The sequence below is a fragment of the Duganella kummerowiae genome (assembly GCF_053572355.1).
The window spans coordinates 128,259-144,274 of sequence record NZ_JBKFEH010000005.1 but is presented as its reverse complement, the minus strand read 5'-3'; the positions used below and the strand labels follow the sequence as shown (position 1 = coordinate 144,274).

At 67.6% G+C, this 16,016-nt stretch carries 12 protein-coding genes; 3 read left to right on the top strand and 9 right to left on the bottom strand.

Translation table 11 applies throughout. The annotated features are described in order from the left end of the window. Nucleotides 1–36 precede the first annotated feature (36 nt). The 3 genes from ACLB1G_RS05315 to ACLB1G_RS05305 form a co-directional block, all read right to left on the bottom strand. Complete coding sequence (locus ACLB1G_RS05315) at nucleotides 37–3,738, bottom strand: TonB-dependent receptor (RefSeq protein ID WP_491626148.1); 3,702 nt, start codon at nucleotides 3,736–3,738, stop codon at nucleotides 37–39. A 358-nt stretch (nucleotides 3,739–4,096) separates the two neighbouring features. Beyond that, entirely contained in the window at nucleotides 4,097–5,011 is a 915-nt protein-coding gene (locus ACLB1G_RS05310) for a DUF2145 domain-containing protein (RefSeq protein ID WP_491626147.1), read from the bottom strand. Continuing rightward, nucleotides 5,008–5,454, bottom strand: a complete 447-nt coding sequence (locus ACLB1G_RS05305) for a hypothetical protein (protein ID WP_491626146.1) — start codon at nucleotides 5,452–5,454, stop codon at nucleotides 5,008–5,010. Before ACLB1G_RS05305 ends, ACLB1G_RS05310 begins: the two co-directional genes overlap by 4 nt. 140 nt (nucleotides 5,455–5,594) lie before the next feature. On the opposite strand from ACLB1G_RS05305, the gene ACLB1G_RS05300 reads away from it, so the two are divergent. From ACLB1G_RS05300 to ACLB1G_RS05290, 3 genes are all read left to right on the top strand, one after another. Beyond that, nucleotides 5,595–5,990 (top strand): hypothetical protein, encoded by a 396-nt coding sequence (locus ACLB1G_RS05300; protein WP_491626145.1) that lies wholly within the window; start codon nucleotides 5,595–5,597, stop codon nucleotides 5,988–5,990. A gap of 70 nt (nucleotides 5,991–6,060) precedes the next feature. Continuing rightward, nucleotides 6,061–6,912 carry a phosphate/phosphite/phosphonate ABC transporter substrate-binding protein gene (locus tag ACLB1G_RS05295; RefSeq protein WP_491626144.1) on the top strand — a complete coding sequence of 284 codons (852 nt, stop codon included), beginning with the start codon at nucleotides 6,061–6,063 and terminating at the stop codon, nucleotides 6,910–6,912. Next, nucleotides 6,909–9,737: a putative bifunctional diguanylate cyclase/phosphodiesterase gene (locus tag ACLB1G_RS05290; RefSeq protein ID WP_491626143.1), complete on the top strand. Its 2,829-nt coding sequence runs from the start codon at nucleotides 6,909–6,911 to the stop codon at nucleotides 9,735–9,737. Before ACLB1G_RS05295 ends, ACLB1G_RS05290 begins: the two co-directional genes overlap by 4 nt. A gap of 50 nt (nucleotides 9,738–9,787) precedes the next feature. Here ACLB1G_RS05290 and ACLB1G_RS05285 read toward each other — a convergent pair whose 3' ends face one another. The 6 genes from ACLB1G_RS05285 to ACLB1G_RS05260 form a co-directional block, all read right to left on the bottom strand. After that, nucleotides 9,788–10,468 (bottom strand): TetR/AcrR family transcriptional regulator, encoded by a 681-nt coding sequence (locus ACLB1G_RS05285; protein WP_491626142.1) that lies wholly within the window; start codon nucleotides 10,466–10,468, stop codon nucleotides 9,788–9,790. A gap of 31 nt (nucleotides 10,469–10,499) precedes the next feature. Beyond that, complete coding sequence (locus tag ACLB1G_RS05280) at nucleotides 10,500–11,933, bottom strand: efflux transporter outer membrane subunit (RefSeq protein ID WP_491626141.1); 1,434 nt, start codon at nucleotides 11,931–11,933, stop codon at nucleotides 10,500–10,502. 10 nt (nucleotides 11,934–11,943) lie between these two features. After that, nucleotides 11,944–13,512, bottom strand: coding sequence for an MDR family MFS transporter (locus ACLB1G_RS05275; protein ID WP_491626185.1), 1,569 nt, complete (start codon nucleotides 13,510–13,512; stop codon nucleotides 11,944–11,946). A gap of 146 nt (nucleotides 13,513–13,658) precedes the next feature. Then, entirely contained in the window at nucleotides 13,659–14,786 is a 1,128-nt protein-coding gene (locus ACLB1G_RS05270; protein WP_491626140.1) for an HlyD family secretion protein, read from the bottom strand. Between the two features lie 81 nt (nucleotides 14,787–14,867). Further along, entirely contained in the window at nucleotides 14,868–15,359 is a 492-nt protein-coding gene (locus tag ACLB1G_RS05265; RefSeq protein ID WP_491626139.1) for a hypothetical protein, read from the bottom strand. A gap of 35 nt (nucleotides 15,360–15,394) precedes the next feature. Then, on the bottom strand, nucleotides 15,395–15,973 hold the full coding sequence (locus ACLB1G_RS05260; RefSeq protein ID WP_491626138.1) for a hypothetical protein: 579 nt from the start codon (nucleotides 15,971–15,973) through the stop codon (nucleotides 15,395–15,397). Nucleotides 15,974–16,016: the final 43 nt, after the last annotated feature.

Here is a 16,016-nt window from a genome sequence, read left to right as displayed (position 1 = left end):
GATGGAGGCGGCGCCGGGGCCGGCGCCGCCCATTCATCAATTGCGGTAGGTCAGGCCGACCGTGATGCGGCGGCCGGAATACGCCAGGTCCTGCAGCGCCGGGGTGCCGTCGGCGAACGGCGTGAAGCTGCCCATGCTGTCCGAGGTGGTGGCATTGCCCAGGTTGCGGCCCTCGATGAAGAACTCCAGGCCGTTCTTCATGCGGTAGGCGATCTTGGCGTCGACGAAGCGGGTGGTGTCCTTGAAGTACGGCGAACCGGGGTTGTACGGCACCACGGTGGTACGGCCGCCGGCCACGTTGGGGTAGTTGTTCACCGTGGTGCCGCCGCAGGCGGCGATGCAGGTGAAGGACTGCGCCACCGCCTGCAGCGCCACGCGGGCCGAGAGGGCGCCATCGTCATACCACAGCGACAGGTTGTAGGTATATTTCGATTCGCGCTGCGGCGGCAGCGGGGTGCCGGTCAGCAGGTCGACCACGTTGACGGCCGAGGTGGCCGAGCGCAGGCGGGTGTAGTTGGCGTCCAGCCCGGTGTAGCGCAAATACCAGGGCAGGAAGGTGAACGCCGTCTTGGATGAGTACTCGATGCCCTTGCGGGTGGTGGCGGCGCCATTGATCCAGGTGGTGTAATCGAAGTTCAGGTCGCCCAGCGCGATACCGGTTTGCGGATCGACGACGGTCGAGCCGTCGAATACCTTGACGCCGCTCACGCCCTGGGTGATGGCCGGGCCGACGATGCCGCGCTGCTTGAAGGCGCTGACCGTGAACATGGAGTCGCGGTTCGGATACCATTCCAGGCTCAGGTTGTCGTTCCAGTTGACCTGGGGACGCAGGGCCGGATTGCCCACCGCGGTGGTGCTGCAGGACTGGGACAGGCCGGCATCGGCCAGGCGCTGGTCATAGGTGCAGGTGCCGGACGGCAGCAGCGAGGTGATGGGCGGACGGGCGATGGTCTTGGCATGGTTATAGCGCAGCACCAGCTGGTCAGGCAGTATCCAGGTGGCCAGGTTCAGCGAGGGCATGTAGTCGTTGGTGCTGGCGTCCAGGCTGGTGTTCTGGCGGTAGGTGCTGGTCACGATGCCGGCAGCGGCGGTCGGGTTGGCCGGATCGAAGGCGGCGGTCTTGGTGATCGAGGTGAACGACATGAAGCCAGTGCCGTTGACATCGGTGTGCACCATGCGCACGCCGACGTTGCCGTCGATGCTGAGGCCGAACGGCAGGGCGCGGTTGGTGAACGGCAGATGGTCGATGTCGAAATCGGTCATCAGGTAGCCGGCCATGGTGCGCTCTTTCCACTTGGTGACCGGCTGCTGGTACACCTTGCCGTCGCTGGCAGTGCAGCTTTTCAGGCAATCGGTATTCACGTTCGGCGTGCCCACCATGGCGAACACTTTTTCCACATCGATCTGGTTCCAGCCGTTGATCAGGCCTGCCGGCCGGTCCGAGGCGCCGGTGAAGAACGGCGTGTTGGGCTGGGTCATGGATTGCGCGATGATGTTCTGGAACTGCTGCTGGGTCACCACCGTGGTGCCCGACAGCGCGGCGCGCGGGTCGGTGCTGGGGTTGTAGCCGTATTTGCAGTTGGCGCCGCCGGCGCCCAGCGAACCGGCCGTGTCGGTACAGCCGATCAGGGTGCTGCGCACATTGGCGGCCGGCAGGTAGATGCCGGGCTGGTAGGTGGCGGTGCCATAGGTGCCGACGTCGTCCGCAATGATGGCGCCGCCGCCGCCCCAGTAGCTGCCGGTGTACTGGCGGAAGTTGAAGCCGGTCTTGAAGTGGGTCAGGAACGGGATCTTGTCGCTGAGGGCAATGGTCAGGTCGGCCTTGGCGGTCTTTTCGTCGGTCTCGCGCGCCTGCGGCGAGTACGACAAGGCCACCGCCTGGGTCTGCAACGGCTGCTGGGCGATGGTGTAGGCCGGAGTCGCCTTGGTGACGTAGCGCGAGGCGGCCACGGCGGCAGCGGCGGCGGTGGCCGGGCGCACTTGCGAGTACTGGGTGGGATCGGCCTGGTTGAAGGTGCTGCCGGCCGGGAAGCTGTAGGTCCACAGGCCATCGGGCAGCACGCTCATGGTGGCCGGACCGTAGTTGGTGCTCCAGCTGACCCGCTTGTCGCCGCGGCTCCAGTCGGCCTTGGCGTCGCCCGCCATGAACTCCAGCGTCACCGGGCCATTCTTGTAGGTGCCGCCCAGCTGCAGGTAGCGGCTGCTGGTTTCGATGATGTTGTGGATCTGGTCGGTGGTGGCGGTGCCATCGGTGATGGTGTACTTGGTGACGTGGTGGTTGGCGTCCACCGTCACCGAGGCCGGATTGATGTTGACCGCCGACTGCGCCAGCGGATACACATTGGCCAGGTAGGACGGCGTGTTGTACAGGTAGTAGCCGGAGCCCGGGGTGATGGTGCGCACTCCGTTGACGTCGGTGAAGGCGGTGCCGTAGTAGCCGGGCTGGGTGGTTGTGGCCGGGTTGACGTTCATGCCGCCCAGGGTATAGGTCTGCTGGTTGTCGTCGATGTGGCGCTTGTTGTAGTCGACCTTGCCGTAAATGGTCAGGTTGTTGTTGACCTTGAAGTCGGCCCGCAGGTCGATGGCGTTCTTGGCGTCGATCTGCTTTTTCTCGAAGTAGCGCACCAGCGACGGGGTGTAGTCGTTCCACTGGTTGAGGCAGCTGATCAGCTCATTGCCGCGCTCCTGGATGGCGGCGTTGCGCTGGTTCGACACCATCAGGTTGGTCTGCGCCGTGGTCAGGGCCGGGAAGGCCGAATAGCAGTCCGCCTTGCTCTGGGCGGCGGCCGACTTGGTCAGGATCTCGGTCGGGGTGGCGGAATTGAAGTAGCCGCCGGCCGTCAGCAGCGAGCGCACGATGGGCGTGTTGACGGTCGGGTCGGCCGTGTTCAGGGTGCTGGGCTGGTAGCTGAAGGTCTTGTTGGGCGAGTTGTCGAAGTCGATCGCGCGCGCATAGCCCTGGGTGCCGCTGGTGTTGTTCTGAATCGAGTGGGCCTCGTTGTACACGGTCGACTTGGAAGCGTTCAGCACCACGCCCAGGCGGCCATCGAGGTATTTGTCGGCCGCGACCAGGTTCAGGTCCGGCCCCCACTGCTTGTTGAGCGAGTTCTGGGTGCCGGCCACGCGCACCGAGACGAAGGGCTTGTTGAAGTCCAGGCCGGTACGGGTCTTGATCAGGATGCCGCCGCCCAGCGAGCCTTCGGTCTGGTCGGCGGTCGAGCCTTTCACCACGTCGACGCTCTTGATCAAGTCGGCAGGCAGTTCGCGGAATTCCACGCCGCGCCCGCTGCCGCCGTTATTCAGGTCGGTGCCGCCGCCGGCCTGCACGCCCTGCCCGTCGATCTCGACGCGGGTCAGGTCGGCCGAGTTGCCGCGCACCGCCACGCTGACGCCCTCGCCATAATCGCCCCGGTCCAGGCCGATGCCGGCAATGCGCGAGATGGCTTCACCGACGTTACGGTCGGGGAAGGAACCGACGTCCTCGGCCACGATGGAATCCATGGCGGTGGCGGCGTTTTTCTTGCGTTCTATGCTGGACTGCTGGGATTTGCGGGTGGCCACCACGGTGACCTTCTGGATCTCGCCGCTGGGCTGGGAATCCGCCTGGGCGGCATCCTGCTTGGCGGGCTGGGCTTCCTGCGCGATGGCCAGGTTGCCGCTGATCAGGGTGGCCAGGGCGGCCGAGACGGCATAGCTCAAATACTTCGGACGTAACTGGTCCTTCCGGGGGGAATGCATGATCCAACTCTCCTCTATTCACCAATAAAATTTTTGATACTGCGTTTCTTGTTCTGCGCGGCTATGAAACTTGCTGTCTGGGCAGCCCGCGTCAGGTGTTAAAAATTTTAAAGTTGAACTTTTGGCGCCGGAGCAGGGGGAAGTGAAATAGTCAACTTGTTGATTGCGCAGCTATTGCGCCGCGAACGGGTCTTGTGAGTCAAAAACCACGCTTTTTGGGCAGTTTCAGTCAGATCCATGAAAAAAGCGCAAAGCTACATTTTGATACTTGACTCTGAATGCCTGTCTTTACAGAAATTTACGATAACTAACGTTTATTGACATCCGCAATTTGGTTATACCCCTGTTTCGGGCCCGCTCAATCGAGCGGGATGACGCGGTCGCCCTCGCCGGGCAGGCAGCCGTCCGCCACCGCATCCCAGCCCTGGTGCACCACCACCTGGCGCGCGTTATGGCAGATTTCCACCCGGCTGCTGGCCGGCAGGCGCTGGCGGGTGAATTGCTCGATGGCGGGCGGCAGGCTGACGCGCAAGCGCATGGCTTGCCGGTCTTCGGCAGGATGGTCGTCCAGGTGCAGCAGCGGCACGAAATACGCGGCCAGCATCAGCCAGCGTGATCCGACCTCGACCGGCTCGGGATCGTAGCCGGCGCCGCGCAGCCAGGCTTGCGCCCGCTCGCGCAAGCCGTCGCCGTCGTCCAGCCCGCCCCAGGCGGAAGCCAGCAATTCGATCAGCCACTGGTTGCAGTTCTGGTAGCGCGTGCCATAGGCATAGGCATTGGCGCTGTAGCGGGCCGCCAGCAGGTGCAGCACGCGCGGGGTGTCGAGCGCGGCGGCCTTGAGCACCGCGCCCGCGCCGGCGGGCAGGCTGACGATGGAGATATAGCCGGTGTCGGCATTGTCCATGCCCATGGCGAAGCCGGCCATGCCCTGGTCATAGATGCGCGGGCGGCCTTCGTCGCAGGCATAGTAGAGCTGGCGCGCCGACCACGCGCCCTGCGCGCTGCGCCAGGCGATGGCGCCATGCGAATAGCGCAGGCCGAAGCGGGACAGGTCCAGGCCGGAGCGGCTGACCAGCGCCACCTCGCCCGCCACGGCGGCCAGCTGCTCGCGCACCACGGCGGCAAAGCGCAGCACCCGGTCCTGCTCGGCGGCGCTCAGCTCATGGTGGCGCTCGCAGAATTGCGAAGCGGCGGAGGAATGTCCGGAACTGGTGGCCTGGGCCGCGCCGGCCAGCGCCAGCAGGCCGGCGGCCCAGGCCTGGCGCGCGGTCAAATGGCGACCGGACGGGCGCCCAGTTCGCCGTACCACTCGTCCTTGAGCACCAGGAAGAAGGCGGCGCCATTGTCGGCGCGGGCGAATTCGATGCCGTAGGCGCGGTTCTGGGCCCGCACCCGGTCGCCGCTGGCCAGGGCCTGGCGCGCCAGGGTCTGGGCCGGCAAGTCCAGTTCCACCCGGTCCTCGGGCTGGCCGGCCACCATGGTCACCCGCGCGTAGCCGGGCCGCCCGGGCGCGTCGGCCACCTGGATGATGCGGTACTCGGCGTCCGCCACGCGGTCGCGCCGGCTGGAAGAATTGCTGGAACCGTTCAGCGAATCGGAAATGCTGCCGCTGGAAGCCGAGCCGGCGCTGGAGGCGGACGAGACAAAGCTGTCGGCGTGGGCGTTCAGGCTAAGGCCCAGGGCCGCCATGCCCAGGAGGTGGAGTGATGTCTTCATGGCTGCTAGCTTAGCGAAAGCGCTATGGCTCAGGTAGAGGAAAAAATCTATCGATTTAATAGTATCAATAAAATTTAACTATAGGGCCGCCGGGATTATGCTGGGCCATTCACCTTTCCACCTTACCAAGGAAGACCGCCATGTCCCAACAACCCACCCCTCTCCCTGCCAGCGCCGTGCTGATGGCACTGGCCACGGCCGCCGGCATGCTGTCCGCCACTGCCGCCGGCTGGATACTGTTCAGCCTGGGCGCCGCCCTGTGGATGCTGCATGACGGGCGCCAGCTGCGCCGCCTGGCCCATGCCGGAGCGCAGGGGGCCCGGCCGGCGGCCTACGCGCGGGCCGGGTACGCCGTGGCGCCGCTGCTGGCGGCGCCGGCCTACCTGCTGCTATCCGGCCCACTAGCCTCGGTCACGGTGGCGGCCGCCTTCGGGCTGCACGCCGCAGTCATGCTGGGCGCGCTGGCCGGGCTGGCGCGGGCCGCCGCGCCGGCCAAGCCCTCTGCCGAAATACCCATCTTACTCGGGAAAAACTAGGATAAAATTGCTCCTTGGTCAAGGCAGCCCGCCGACTATGTAGCCATCGATATTGCCACTCAGCCCGCGCATGCACCCAGTTTATTTTTTCGCCCGGTGGCGCCTGCCGGCGGCCGCCATGCTGGCCCTGGCCGCCCCGCATGCGGGCGCCGCGCCGGTCTACCAGTTTTCACCCGTTAACCAGTACAACCTGCAGCTGACGGCCGCCTACTGGAATCCCATCATGCAATATGTGTCGGAAAAGAGCGGCGTGCGCCTGCAGCTCAAGGTCGGGCGCACCTCGGCCGACACCACCAGCTACGTGCTGGCGCAGGAAGTCGATTTCGCCTTCACCAACCATTTGTTCAGCCCGGACCGGATGCGCATGGGCTGGCGCGTGCTGGCGCGCCGCGACGCGGCGCCGGTACGCGCCCAGATCGTCACCCTGGCCGACGGCCCCATCCGTGAGCTGCGCGACTTGGCCGGGGCCGACGTCGCCTTCCCCGGTCCGGAAGCGCTGGTCGCCTACAAGGTCAATTACGCCGAGCTGCTGCGCCAGAACGTGCCGGTGGACGTCATCTACGCCGGCAACATGGACGGCGCCTTCGCCCAGCTGGCCAGCGGCAAGGTCAAGGCGGTGGGCGCCAACTCCCAGCTGGCGGCGGCCGTCGCCGCCCGCAACGGCCTGCGCCTGCGGGTGCTGTGGCAGTCGGCGCCGTTTGCCGACCTGGCGCTGATGGTGTCGCCACGGGTGCCGGCGGCCCAGGCCGAGGCGGTGGCGCGCGCCTTCATCGGCATGGCCGGCGACGAACGCGGCAAGCGGGTGCTGGCCGAAGCGGCGGCCGCCGTGAAAACCCCGCCGTTCAGCTTCGTGCCGGTGCGCGAGGGCGACTACGACGCCTACCATGACTTCTACAGCCGGGCCCCGGCGAAGCTGCGGTGAGCTGGTCCGGCAATCCGCTGCGGCGCTTGACGCCGCGCTCGCTGTGGGGCCGGGTGCTGGCCCTGTACAGCCTGACCGTGCTGTGTTTCCTGGCGCTGGGTCTGGGCACCTACTACCGCCTGCAATTCCTGCGCGAGATCGAGGAAGTGCAGGACATGGCCGGCATGCTGGTGGAAGTGGCCTCGCAGACGGTGGAGGACAGCGTGGTGATCGGCGACTACGACACGGTGCAGCGCACCCTGTCCAAGGTGCTGCACAATTCGCCGTTCGACAGCGCCAGCTTCATCGACCGCGACGGCCACGTGCTGCGCGTGCAGCACAATGGCCGCCAGGTGGCCAGCTCACCGGCTTTCATCCGCGAACTGGTGGACGGCCGCCTGTACGACGTCAACCGCCCGATTTCCGTGGGCGGACGCGACTACGGCGTGCTGCGCCTGAGCTTTAACGAAAACGCCATCGCCGAACGCCTGTGGCTGATGGTGCGCGACGCCGCCTTCCTGGCGGCGGTGTGCCTGATCATCAGCGTGGCCGTGCTGCAGCGCCTGCTGGGACGCTGGCTGGGCCAGTTGAGCGGCCTGCAGCGCTACCAGCAGGACCTGAGCGCCGGCCGCACCGACGCCGCCGCCCCGCGCGCCGACGGCGCCCCGCTGGAGATCCAACAGGCCATCGCCGCCGTGGACCGTATCGCCAGCAGCATCCGCAGCCAGTTCGACCAGCGCATCGATACCTTGATCGATTCCCTGGTGCAGCACAAGAGCGCACTGGACCAGGCCTGCAATGTGTGCGAACTCGATCCGTCCGGACGCCTGATCGCCGCCAACGAACGCTATGTCAGCGCCTCCGGCTACAGCCGCGAGGAGTTGCTGACCATGTCGCTGACGCAGCTGGGCGAGGTGCAGGCCCCGGCCGGCGGCGCCGACGACAGCGTGGCGGCCCTGACCGGCGAAGTGCGCCTGCTGGACCGCGACGGCCGCCAGCGCTGGCGGCGCCGCACCGTGGTGCCCATCTTCGACGCCAGCCGCCAGGTCGAAAAATTCATTTGCATCGAGATCGACATCACCGACCGCAAGCGCAGCGAGCAGGCCGCGCTGGCGCACGCCCGCATGCACGAACAATCGGCCGCCTTCGCGCGCGACGCCCAGGGCGCCACCAGCGACAGCGCCCTGGCCGCGCTGCTGGTGTCCGCCGCCGCCGCCGGCCTGCAGGCCGAGGGCGCCGTGCTGCTGTGCCAGGGGCCCGATGGCGGCGCCACCTGCCTGGCGGCCTGGCGTCCGGGCCTGCCGGAACAGGATGGCCCGGCCTGCGCCGCGGCCCTGCTGGCGATGGCGGACGGCGAAGGCGCGCACCAGGCGCTGGAGTCGGAACTGCCGTGGGGCGAGCAGCGCGCGCGGCTGGTGGTCCATCCGGCCCAGGGCCAGGAGTGGTCCGAGGACGACCGCCATTTCCTGGACAGCCTGGGCGCGGCCTGCGCCAACGCCGCCGAGCGCCAGCGCAGCGGCAAGCGCCTGCACTACCTGGCCACGCACGACCCGCTGACCGCCTTGCCCAACCGCGCCGCGTTCGGCGAGCGGCTGGCGGCCAGCATCGCCGCCGCGCGCAGCCGCAGCCAGCGGGTGCCGCTGCTGGTGATCGACCTCGACCACTTCAAGAATGTCAACGACACCCTGGGCCACGCGGCCGGCGACATGCTGCTGCTGGAGGCGGCGCGCCGCCTGCGCGCAGCCCTGCCGTCCGGCTGCTTCGTGGCGCGCCTGGGCGGCGATGAATTCTCCGTGATCGGCCCGCCCGGGCTGGCCGGCGCCGCCATCGACGAGTGCGCGCACGCCGTGGTGGAGGCGCTGCGCGCGCCGTTCCGCATCGACGGCCATGAAGTGTTCATCGCGGCCAGCGTGGGCATCGCCCTCTATCCGCGCGACGGCGCCGGCGGCGACGAGCTGGTGCGCAACGCCGACACCGCCATGTACAGCGCCAAGCAGCAGGGCCGCAACCGCGCCTGCCGTTTCGAGCCGGCCATGAACGCGCGCCTGGCGCGCCGCGCCATGCTGGAGACGGGCTTGCGCAACGCGCTGGAAAGACATGAGTTCAGCCTGGTGTACCAGCCCAAGCAGGACCTGGGCAACGGCCGCCTGACCGGCTTCGAGGCCCTGCTGCGCTGGACTCTGCAGGGCGAGCCTGTGCCGCCCACGGAATTCATCCCGGTGCTGGAGGAATGCGGCCTGATCGTCGCGGTCGGAGCCTGGGTGATCGACACCGTCAGCACCCAGATCCGGGTCTGGCGCGAACTGGGCATGCCGGCGGTGCCGGTGGCGATCAACCTGTCGGCGCGCCAGTTCCAGCAGGAGAACCTGGTCGAGACCATCCTGGCCGCCACCCGGGCGGCCGGCATCGCGCCGTCCATGCTGGAGTTCGAACTGACCGAGACCATGCTGATGAGCGACCCGGACGCCGCCCAGGCCACCATGGTACGCCTGAAGGCGGCCGGCATCGGCCTGTCCATCGACGATTTCGGCACCGGCTATTCCAGCCTGGCCTACCTGAAGCGCTTCCCGCTGGACGCGCTCAAGATCGACCGCGCCTTCGTGCGCGACCTGCCCGGCGATGGCGACGACCTGGCCATCACCTGTGCCGTGATCGCGCTGGCGCACAGCCTGGACCTGCGCGTGATCGCCGAGGGCGTGGAGCACGCGGCGCAGATGGACGCCCTGCGCCTGCACGGCTGCGACGAGATCCAGGGCTATTACTACGGCCGCCCGATGGCGCCGGCCGACTGCGCCGCACGCTACATCCCGGCCCCGCCCCTGCTGGCCGAATCCGGCGTGGCCTGACGTTAACAATGTCAATTGGCGCTGGTGCGGCGCGCACGCGGCTGCAGGGTTCAGTTGCCAGGAGATGGCGGCGCCCGCCGGCGCGCCCTTTCCTGCTCCACCATGGCGCAGGCATAGGAAGCCAGGCGTGTCACCCAGCCTTCCAGCGCTTCCGGGCTGTCGAACAGGTCGGCGCCGGTCTTGCACAGGTGGTCGCGGCCCAGGTAGACATAGGCGGTCAGGCCGCGCAGGGAAAACAGCAGCGACTGGAACTCGCGGTCCGGCTGTTCGATAGCAAGCGCGCGCATCACGGTGTTGGCGAAGCGCTGCTCCAGCTCGGCCTTGAAACGTTGGCCATCCTCCAGCAGTCCGGTGGGTTCGAAACTCTCGCGCATGCGCAGGCGCACGCTGAGCAGGATATCCTCGCCGCCCGCCAGCGGCAGCAAGCGCTTGCGGGTGTAGCGCCGCAGCGCTTCCTCCAGCGCCAGGCCCGGCTCGTCGAACGGCTCGCTGTCGTCCTCGAAGTGATGCTGCACCGGCTCGTACAGCGCGGCCTTGTACAGGCCGGCCTTGTCGCCGAAGTAGTAGCGGATCGCGGCGCTATTGACGCCGGCCTCGGTGGCGATATCGCGCACCGAGGCCACGTGGTAACCCTGGGCCACAAACAGCTTCAGCGCGGCCGACAGTATGCGCTCGCGCGCCTGCGCGCCATCGGTGCGCAGCTTGCGCTCGGCAGTGGCTTCATCCCCCATCTTCTTTATTTCGCAGTCAGTGAAGCCGCTATTATAAAGAAGCGCTCCAGCCCAGTCCCAGGGCCTTCTGCAGGGCGATGAAATCGCTGGTCAGCGCGGCCTGGGCCTGGGCCAGGCTCTGTTCGGCGCCCAGCTGCTGGCGTTCGCTGTCCAGCACATCGATCAGGCTGGCCGTGCCGGCCCGCTGGCGGGCCGCAGTCAGGGTGGCGGCGCGGTCGGCGCTGGCCTTGGCGCGGGCGATGGCGGCCACTGTCGCGCGCTGCTGGCGGAAGCGCGACAGGGCGTCCTCCGCATCGCGCAATGCCCCCAGCACGGCGATGCGGTACTGGGCCTCGGCCTCGTCGCGCGCGCCCTCGCTCTTCGCGACATTGGCCTTGACGCGGCCGAAGTCCAGCATGTTCCAGCTCAGCTGGGGCGCCGCCACGGCGGTGAAATCGTCCAGGTGGGTCAGGTCGCTGACCCGCGTGCCGCCTATGCCTATCAATCCCAGCAAGGACAGCTTGGGAAAGCGCGCCGCCTCGGCCTGGCCGATCTGGGCCTGGCGCTGGGCCAGGGTGCGCTCGGCGGCGCGGATATCGGGACGGCGGCGCAGCATGGCGGCCGGATCGCCGGCCGCCACCTGCGCCGGCGGCAACGGCACGGCGGCGGCCGCGCTGGCGGCCTGGCCCAGTTCCGCGTCAAGGGCGCCGGGCGCCTGGCCCACCAGCGTAGCCAGCTCGTCGCGGTAGGCGTCGACCTGCGCCAGCAGCGGCTCGGACTGGGAGCGCGTCGTTTCCAGCTGGCCCTGCAGGCGCGCCAGGTCCAGCTGAGAGGCGGTGCCGGCCTGGGAGCGCCGTGCGGCCAGGTCCAGCGCGCGCTGCTGCCGCTCCAGGGCAGACTGGCTCAGGGCCAGCTGGGCCTGGGCCGAGCGCAGGTTGACGTAAGCCTGCGCGACTTCCGCCACCAGGCTCAGTTGCGCATCGGCCAGGCGCGCTTCGGCCGCCTCGGCGGCGGCGCCGGCGGCCTCGGTGGCGCGCCGCTGGCCGCCGAACAAATCGATTTCCCAGCTGGCGTCGAAGCCCACGCTGTACAGGTTGAGCGAGGACGGCAGCGACAAGCCCTCGCCGTCGCCGCTGCTGTCGCCCAGGGTAGGCAGGCGCGCGTGCGCGGCCAGCGCGGTGGCGCCGCCCTTGGGCCTGGCGTTGGCCTGTTCGATGCGCAGCCCGGCGCGCGCCTGGCGCAGGCGCGCCGAGGCCAGCGCCAGGTTGGGATTGGCATCCAGCGCGCGCTGCTCCAGCCGGTCCAGCAAGGGATCGTTGAGGGCGGTCCACCATTGCGCCAGCACCTTGCCGCCGGCGGCGCCGGCATCGGCGCGGGCGAATTGGGTACCCTGCGGCATGGCCGGCGGCCCGGCGTAATCCTGGCCTACCGTGGCGCAGCCGCCCAATGCGGCCAGCAGCGCCAGCGGGATCATTCGTAACTTCATCTTCTTCTCCTTAGTGGCCGGCTTCCAGCTTGGCATTCCTGTTGAGTGGACGCAGGAACAGCACCAGCGGTATCACGCAGCAGATGCCGGCCGTCAGTATCCAGAACAGATCGATATAGGTCATGGTCAGGGCCTGCACCTGTATGGTGGCGGCTAGGCTGCGCAAGGCTTGCGGCACGCCGCCCAGCGCATGGGCCTGGTCGGCCAGGTAGTCCTGCACCCCGCCGCGGTTGGCGTTCAGGGTTTCCTCCAGGCGGCGCTGGTGCAACCACAGGCGCTGGTCCTGCACCACGGCCACGCCGGCCAGCGCCAGCGAGCCGCCCAGGTTGCGGGCCGCGTTGAACAAGCCGGAGGCGTCGGCCGCGAATTCCCGGCTCACCGACTGGATCGCGGCCTGGCTCAGGAACATCATGGCGAAAATGGTGCCCAGGCCGCGCAGCAGCTGCGAGGGTATGAACTCGGCGCCACCGGACAGCGCCGTGAGACTGGTTTCCATCCACGCGCTCAAGGCCAGCACCGACAGGCCGAAGCCCACCGCCACCCGGATATCGAAGGTGCGGAACAGGATGGGAATGAAGGGCATGAGCAGCAGGCTGGGCACGCCGGACAGGGCCACGATCTGGCCGGCCTGGATGGAGTTGTAACCGGCCACCGTGGCCAGGAATTGCGGGATCACATAGGAGGTGCCGTACACCACCATGCCTATCATGGTGCCCATCACCACCACGCTGCCGAATTGGCGGCTGAGCAGCAGCTTGAGGCGTATCACGGGGCGCTTGGCCGTCATCTGCCCGGCCAGCAGCAGAACCAGGCCGGTCAAGGACAGCAGCGACAGCCAGATGATCAGCGGCGAGGAAAACCACTGCTCGCGCTGGCCCTCCTCCAGCACCACGGTCAGGCCGCCCAGGAAGGCCGCCAGTCCCCCGATGCCCAGCCAGTCGGCCTCGGACAGCTGGCGCATCTGCGGCTTTTCATAGGGCAGGCCGACCAGCAGCAGCACCACCAGCCCGATGCAGATCGGGATGTTGAGGAAGAAGGCGTAGTGCCAGCTCAGGTGCTCGGTCAGCCAGCCGCCGATCAGGGGGCCTATCACCGGTCCCAGGATGGCGGTGGCGCCGAACATGGCCGTGCCTATGGCCTGCTGGCTGCGCGGCAGGCGGGTGGCGATGATGGTCTGCGCGGTGGGGATCATGGCGCCGCCGGTGATGCCCTGCCCGACCCGGCCCACGATCATCATGGCCAGCGAGGTCGACACGCCGCACAACACCGAGAAGCCGGTGAACAGCGCGGCCGCCACCAGCAGGAAGGTGCGCAGGCCGAATACGCGCTCCAGCCAGCCGCACAGGGGGATAATGACAATTTCGGCCACCAGGTAGCCGGTCGCGATCCAGGTGCCCTCGGTGCCGCTGGCGCCGATCTCGCCCTGTATGGTGGGCAGCGAGGAATTGACGATGGAGATGTCCAGCGTCGCCATCAGCGCGCCCAGGGTGCCGGCGGCCACCGCCAGCCAGGCGGCGGCGTCGGCCCGCTCAGGCGCCTGGGCCGGCGGCGCGGCCGGCGCCGGCCCGCCGTGCGGCACGCCGTGCGCCGCGCCGGCTGCCGCCGCGGGCGGCACGCTTGCAGCCCCAATTGCCGAGGCGCGTTCCGGCCCGCCCGCCGGCGCGCCTCCTGGTCCGCTTACAGCCCCGCTGCTTGGCGCACTGTCCGCTCCGCTGACTGGCTCGCTCACGAGCGCGCCTCTTCACGGGCGCGTATCTGCTTGACGGCGTCCTTGGCGCTGGTGGTATCCACTTTCACTTTCAGGGACAGGCCGGGCACCAGCACCTGCCGCGTTTCCGGCGTGGCGTCGATGGCAATGCGCACCGGTACGCGCTGCACGATCTTGGTGAAGTTGCCGGTGGCGTTCTGTGGCGGCAGCAGCGAGAACTGGGCGCCGGTGCCGGGCGCCAGGCTTTCCACGTGGCCGTGCAGCTTCAGGCCCGGCAAGGCGTCGATGCGGATTTCTGCCGGCTGGCCGACACGCATGCGGCCGATCTGGGTTTCCTTGAAGTTGGCGGCGATGTACAGCGTACCCAGCGGCACAATGGACATCAGGCGCGCGCCCGGTTGCACGAACTGGCCCTGGCGCACGGTCAGGTCGCCGATGCGGCCGGCCACGCTGGCGGTCAGCTGGGTCGATTCCAGGTTGACGTCGGCCGCCTTCAGCTGGGCGCGCGCCGTGCCGGACTGCGCCTCGGCCTGGCGCACCTGGGCCTGCAGCGAGGCGATGCGCTTTTGCGCGTTGTCCAGCGCGGCCTGCTGGGAGGCCACCTGGCGCGCACTTTGCTCCGCCTGATTGCGTCGCGTGGCCAGCGCCTCGGCGTTTTCGGCGCCTATCTCCACCAACGGCGCATAGCGCTCCATCTCGCGTTTGGCGTAGGCCGCGCTGTCGCGGGCGGCGGCAAGCTGGGCGCGCATCTGGTCCACGGTGGACTGCTGTTCGGCGATCTGGGCCCGCACCGCGTCCGCATTGGCCTGCGCCACGGCGATCTGCGCCTGGTATTGCTCGGCCTGGGCGCTGTAGTCGCGCGGGTCGATGCGCGCCAGCGGCTGGCCGGCCTTCACGTCCTGGTTTTCCCTGACGAGCACCTGGGCCACATAGCCGTTGATCCTGGGCGCAACGGTGACGTCGTCGGCGCGCAGGTAGGCGTCGTCCGTGTCCTCGAAATACTGGCCGACCAGCTGGTGGTACAGGAAAGCGCCGCCGCCCAGCAGCACCGCCACCGCCGCCAGCGACATCATCACCACGCGCACCTTGCGCTTCTTCGCAGGCGCTTCCGCCTTGTTATTGCCATGTTGTTCAGGATCGCTCATGCCAGGCTTTCTTCCGGGGTTAGGTTACACAAACGTGTGAATTAACACGATTGTATAATCTTCCTGGATTTTTTGCATGCGCTATCGTTTGCAGCGGTCCGAACTGGATATCACGTTATAGACGTAGGATTTGCACAGGTAGACCGGACTGTGATTGTCGTGGCCGGCAAACACCTCGAATACCACGGTTTGCGCATCCACCTGGCGCGGCCACAGGGGCGCGCCGGGCAGGCGGGCCAGCCCGCGCACCGTGACCGTGCCGCCAGCGGCATGCTGCAACTCCAGCACGACACCCTGGTTGACGTCCATATGCGCCAGCCCCGAAAACACCAGCACGCGCCCGTCCAGATTGACGATCCCCAGGATGTTTTCCGCATATAGCTTGCTGGAGCGGCCGTCCCGGTCGCGAAAGACCAGCGCCCCGCCCCACTCGCCGCCATCGAGTCCATACAAGGTGCCGCCGAAGGCGGCCAGCTTGTGGGCCAGGCGGGAAGCCGGATAAAGATACTTGAAGGACTGCACCAGCTCGGCCTCGCTTTCCGCGCGGGCGCGTCCGGTACAGCCTGACGCCATGCATGCCGCGAGGATAAGGCACGATATCCTGGTTTTCATCGCGTGCCGTAAAACTGATTGATTTGCTGGCGCAGCGAAAGTTGCGCATCGCGCTTGGCCTGTTCCACGGTCTCCTGCAAGTCTATGGTCTTGCCGTGGCAATCCCTGAGCGTGATGCCGGCCTCACTGCCTGGCAGCCATTCGGGAAACCGCACTTGCGGGTCCTTGGCGTCGTACCACACCTTCATGAAGGTCGAAGTCTCCCAGCAATAGCCGAAGCGCGCGTACTGATGCTCGGCCTGCAGCAAAATCCGCCCGCTCTTGTCGAACAGGATCACGGCCGTGCCCGGCCATCCGCCGTTGGACAAGCCCACAAAACCTTGGCCGTTCGCGGAAGCGAAAAATGCATCGTAGGCCGCATCGCTGAGCTGCAGCACCAGCTCTTTTTTGTTGAACACCCGCACCGTGAACCGCGGGTTTTGCGGGTCCTTCATGGAATCGTGGGTCTGCGTGATGATGACGTCGCCAAAGGTGAAGGTCTTTTCCGACCGGGTTCTTTCCATTGGCAAGGTATCGGCATGTGCGCTTGCCATGCACAGAAACAGCAGGATACAGCGGGCCGCCAGCCATCTCATAGCCATTCCTCGTTGATGAAGATGGCTGACTATAAGCTATTTG

What these genes read in the sequence shown, in the direction of transcription:
- ACLB1G_RS05315 (WP_491626148.1), bottom strand. Translation starts at nt 3,738, where the DNA reads ATGCATTCCCCCCGGAAGGACCAGTTACGTCCGAAGTATTTGAGCTAT.
- ACLB1G_RS05305 (WP_491626146.1), bottom strand. Translation starts at nt 5,454, where the DNA reads ATGAAGACATCACTCCACCTCCTGGGCATGGCGGCCCTGGGCCTTAGC.
- ACLB1G_RS05300 (WP_491626145.1), top strand. Translation starts at nt 5,595, where the DNA reads ATGTCCCAACAACCCACCCCTCTCCCTGCCAGCGCCGTGCTGATGGCA.
- ACLB1G_RS05295 (WP_491626144.1), top strand. Translation starts at nt 6,061, where the DNA reads ATGCACCCAGTTTATTTTTTCGCCCGGTGGCGCCTGCCGGCGGCCGCC.
- ACLB1G_RS05285 (WP_491626142.1), bottom strand. Translation starts at nt 10,468, where the DNA reads ATGGGGGATGAAGCCACTGCCGAGCGCAAGCTGCGCACCGATGGCGCG.
- ACLB1G_RS05280 (WP_491626141.1), bottom strand. Translation starts at nt 11,933, where the DNA reads ATGAAGTTACGAATGATCCCGCTGGCGCTGCTGGCCGCATTGGGCGGC.
- ACLB1G_RS05270 (WP_491626140.1), bottom strand. Translation starts at nt 14,786, where the DNA reads ATGAGCGATCCTGAACAACATGGCAATAACAAGGCGGAAGCGCCTGCG.
- ACLB1G_RS05265 (WP_491626139.1), bottom strand. Translation starts at nt 15,359, where the DNA reads ATGGCGTCAGGCTGTACCGGACGCGCCCGCGCGGAAAGCGAGGCCGAG.
- ACLB1G_RS05260 (WP_491626138.1), bottom strand. Translation starts at nt 15,973, where the DNA reads ATGAGATGGCTGGCGGCCCGCTGTATCCTGCTGTTTCTGTGCATGGCA.